This window comes from Streptomyces sp. CNQ329, assembly GCF_000482585.1.
In genome coordinates this window covers 1-3,686 of record NZ_AXVU01000117.1, presented here as the reverse complement: position 1 = coordinate 3,686, position 3,686 = coordinate 1, and the positions used below count along the sequence as shown (strand labels likewise).

The window sequence follows — 3,686 nt, the reverse complement described above, 5'->3', positions numbered from 1 at the left end:
TTGACCGGCTCGTAGCCGGTGTAGTCCGCCCACGGCGTGGGGTTGTACTTGCGGCCCTCGTAACCCAGGACGTTCATGCCGTCGTTCTTCAGGTTCTCCCAGGCGTTCTTGGCGGCCACATTGCCCAGGCCGATCGGGCTGCTCGGGTCCTCCGACTCGTCGTGGGGGTCCAGGCCGAGGCCGACCATCAGCTCCTGCAGGCGTCCCACCTGCTGCGGCAGCACCATCTTCCAGACACCGTGCTGGGCGTAGAGCGCCGCGATGTTCATGTTCCGGTTGGTGGCGGACTCGCTGGAAGGACGGCGCGGGAACTGGGAGTAGATGCCCACCGCGCTCTCGTGGTACGGCGCCAGTGCGTCGAACGCCGCGATCCACACCACGCGGTTGATCCACAGGAACACGGTCACGTCCATCGGACCGAGGATTTCCAGGGTGGGCGACTGGCCGGCATTCTCATCGCTGGGCTGGGCCCACTTGATGTAGTTGTCCGTGTCCAGGTCGAAGTCGACCTGGGCCGCCTTGGCGTCGCCCGACGCGCGGCTCGGGCTGGCGAAGGCGGGGCCGGAGAGACCCGCCGTGGACAGGGCCGCGGCACCGCCGAGCCCGCCGAGCAGCATGGACCTGCGCCGCGGCGAGTAATTCGAGAAAGAGGTGTGTCCGGACGTCGTCATGCGCTGTGTTCCTTTCTTAAGGAGAGGGCTCCGCGGTCCAAGGCGACGTCTGCGGGCCGGCCATGCCCCAGACCTGTCGCACACACCGACTGTTCCGGCGCTTCCATAAAAGCGGGTACGCTCACAATCCTGTTCTACGGGTCGCGATTAACTTCCTGAAGCTTGGAGAAAATCCACCCCACGCCACAGATCAGGGAATTTCATGCAGCACCCTGAGCCCTGACGGTCACCTTACTGGCCAATACTAGAGCTCCACTAGAGGCCAACTAAGCGAACGATCAGTGACGAGTCCCCTATCCGGAGGCACCATAATTCACTGCGCGGCGAAATATCTCACGTGCTATGCCAGGAGCCCTGCGCGGCTCATCCCCGGCGACGCTGAGCTGGGATTATCCCGGGATCGGCCGGGTCATCTTTGCCTTCATGGTTCCGGATCCGTGGCCATATGGCGCCGTACGCCGTCGGGGAGTACCTTAAGTTCCGGTCGTACCGGACGGACGCGGCTCCCCTGGAGGCGAAGATGCTCCTCGGCCTCACGGACGCCGGCTTCGCAGTCCGCATAGACCACCGTCACACCAGACCCTTTCCCGCGGTTTGACATCCGGCCCTGCCGTGCCTCCACCGGGCCTTAAGCGGGACACGAAACCTTCAAGGGAATCAGCCAGAAGTGAGACATGCGGGGGAGTAAAAAACCCATGCGCATTTATTTACAGCTCACTCGCTCCCTCGAGAGGCTTGGCGCCTCGTTCGGGATCGCGGCGCTCAGAATCTCGATAGGAATCATCTACCTGTGGTTCGGGGTTCCCAAGTTCTTCCCCGGAGTCAGCCCGGCAGAGGAACTGGCCTCGAAAACCGTGGAGAAGCTGACACTCGGGATCATCGAGGGAACCCTTGCCTCCGTCCTGACCGGCGCCCTGGAAACCGTGATCGGACTGCTGCTGATCAGCGGAAAACTGCAGCCGGTGACGAGCATCGCGCTCCTGGCGCACATGACGGGAACGTTCACGCCACTGTTCATCTTCCCCAAGCAGACCTGGGAGAGCTTCTGCATAGGAACCCTGGAGGGGCAGTACATCCTCAAGAACCTGGTGATCGTGGCAGCCGCCTTCGTGGTCATCGGCTACTCGAAGCCGCGCAGCCGGCCCGGACCCGCCACGCTGCGCGAGCTTCCCGCCGTCCCCGTGAACCGGGCGGCGGCCTGGGTCCATGACGAGGCACGCTGACAGGTGACCCGGCAGCGGCCCGGCCATGGCTCCGGCGGCTGCGGCCTGCCGGCGCCATGGCCGTGAACTCCCGGCAGCCGGCGCCCTCTCACAGATCCCGGACGGCTTCCCGGCCCTCCCCTGCCCGGCGTTCCCCGGGCCCGGGGTACCGGCAGCGCGCGGCGTCCCGGCCCCCGGTGGCCGGCGGCACTGCCCCTGCGCCCCGGGGAGGCCCGCATGTCCGTTCCGGAAGCTGCCGGCGGGAACACACACCCGCTCGCTCCGTGGAATATCGAGTTCAGTTCCAGCGCGGCTCCAGTCCGGACGGCCGCAGCGTGCCGGTGGATTTTCCCCTGAGCAATCTGGGCGATGACACCGCCCGGCGCACGGCGCCACGCTGGTTTTGAAGCGCGTTTTGCATGCGTGGAGGGGGTCTTCACGCGAATCGCTGGTGCGGCCGCATCGGAACTGGAAGGTCCTATATGTCGTCCACTCTTGTCGGATTTTCTGGCGATTTCGACGTCATTGTCATCGGCGGGGGACCCGCCGGTGCGACTACATCCGCGCTACTCGCCAAGCGCGGGCACCGTGTTCTCGTGCTCGACCGTGAGCGGTTCCCCCGCTATCACGTCGGGGAGTCGCTCATTCCCGGCGTGATGGTTCCCATGGAGGAACTCGGCCTGAAGGAGCGGATGGAGGCCAAGGGGTTCGAGCGCAAGTACGGCGGCACCCTGGTCTGGGGCAACAACGAGGTGCCGTGGAACTTCTCGTTCACCACCGGCGGCCGTATCCCCTACGCCTTCCACACCCGCCGCGCCGACCTGGATGCGCTGCTGTTGGACCGGGCCCGTGAGCTGGGTGCCTTCGTCGTGGAGGACGCGACGGTCAAGGACACCATCGAGGAGGACGGCCGTGTGGTGGGCGTGCGCTATGCCCTGCGCGGTCTCAGCGGCACCCGGGAGGCCAGGGCCTCCCTGGTCATCGACGCCTCGGGGCAGGCCCGCGTCATCGGCCGGAAGTACACCGAGGTCAACTGGAACGAGCAGTTGCGCAACGTCGCGGTGTGGACGTATTTCGACAACTGCCACCGGCTTCCCGGCGACGAGTGGAGCAATATCCTCATCGAGGGGACCTCGGAGGGCTGGTTCTGGGGCATTCCGATCGACAAGGGTGTTTTCAGCGTCGGTTACGTGACCCGTTCGGAGGTGGCGACCGAGTCGGGCAAGTCTCTTGAGGACCTCTTCGAGTCGGAGATCGCTTCCACCACCAAGCTGAAGGAACTCCTCAAGGACTCGACCCAGGCCGCGGGATACCGCTCCGCGCGTGACTGGTCGTACACCAACGAGCGGTTCTACGGGAAGGGCTGGGCGCTGGTCGGTGACGCCGCCGCGTTCGTGGACCCGCTGTTCTCCACCGGTGTGGCGCTTGCGACCCTGGCGGGCAGCACGCTGTCGAAGGTCGTCGACCAGATTCTCCAGCACCCGGCGATCGAGGAGAAGGCGCTCGACCGGTACTCGAATGCGTACCAGGAGTTCTTCCACGACATCCGCAAGTTCGTGGAGGGGTTCTACGACCGCTCGAAGACCAAGGGCTTCTACTTCAACATGGCCCAGGAGATGGTCGACCCGGAGAAGGAGAACGAGGCGGAGGTCGACTTCGTCAAGCTGGTCTCCGGGCTCAGCGGGCGGCAGGGCGGGCTGTTCGAGCTCGACGTCGACGACCTCATCGAGGACGCCAAGTCTGCCACCGTCTCCGGTAGCTGAGGTTCACCACGGTGCGCCGGCCGGCGCACCGGGCGGCACAGGCTCCCGGC

3 protein-coding genes are annotated in these 3,686 nt (G+C 65.5%); 2 read left to right on the top strand and 1 reads right to left on the bottom strand.

The annotated features are described in order from the left end of the window. Window positions 1-671 (bottom strand): DUF6851 domain-containing protein (locus tag I003_RS0129115; protein ID WP_486584458.1); only part of this gene is annotated, 671 nt, incomplete at its 3' end. Between the two features lie 695 nt (window positions 672-1,366). On the opposite strand from I003_RS0129115, the gene I003_RS33790 reads away from it, so the two are divergent. Together I003_RS33790 and I003_RS0129100 are read left to right on the top strand one after the other, a co-directional pair. Then, window positions 1,367-1,894 (top strand): DoxX family membrane protein, encoded by a 528-nt coding sequence (locus tag I003_RS33790; protein WP_078564549.1) that lies wholly within the window; start codon window positions 1,367-1,369, stop codon window positions 1,892-1,894. A 461-nt stretch (window positions 1,895-2,355) separates the two neighbouring features. Further along, a complete protein-coding gene (locus I003_RS0129100) occupies window positions 2,356-3,636 on the top strand; it encodes an FAD-dependent oxidoreductase (RefSeq protein WP_027774670.1) in 1,281 nt (426 codons plus the stop codon). The last annotated feature ends 50 nt before the right edge of the window (window positions 3,637-3,686 follow it).

Coding starts and splice junctions, on each gene's coding strand:
- I003_RS33790 (WP_078564549.1), top strand. CDS start 1,367: ATGCGCATTTATTTACAGCTCACTCGCTCCCTCGAGAGGCTTGGCGCC.
- I003_RS0129100 (WP_027774670.1), top strand. CDS start 2,356: ATGTCGTCCACTCTTGTCGGATTTTCTGGCGATTTCGACGTCATTGTC.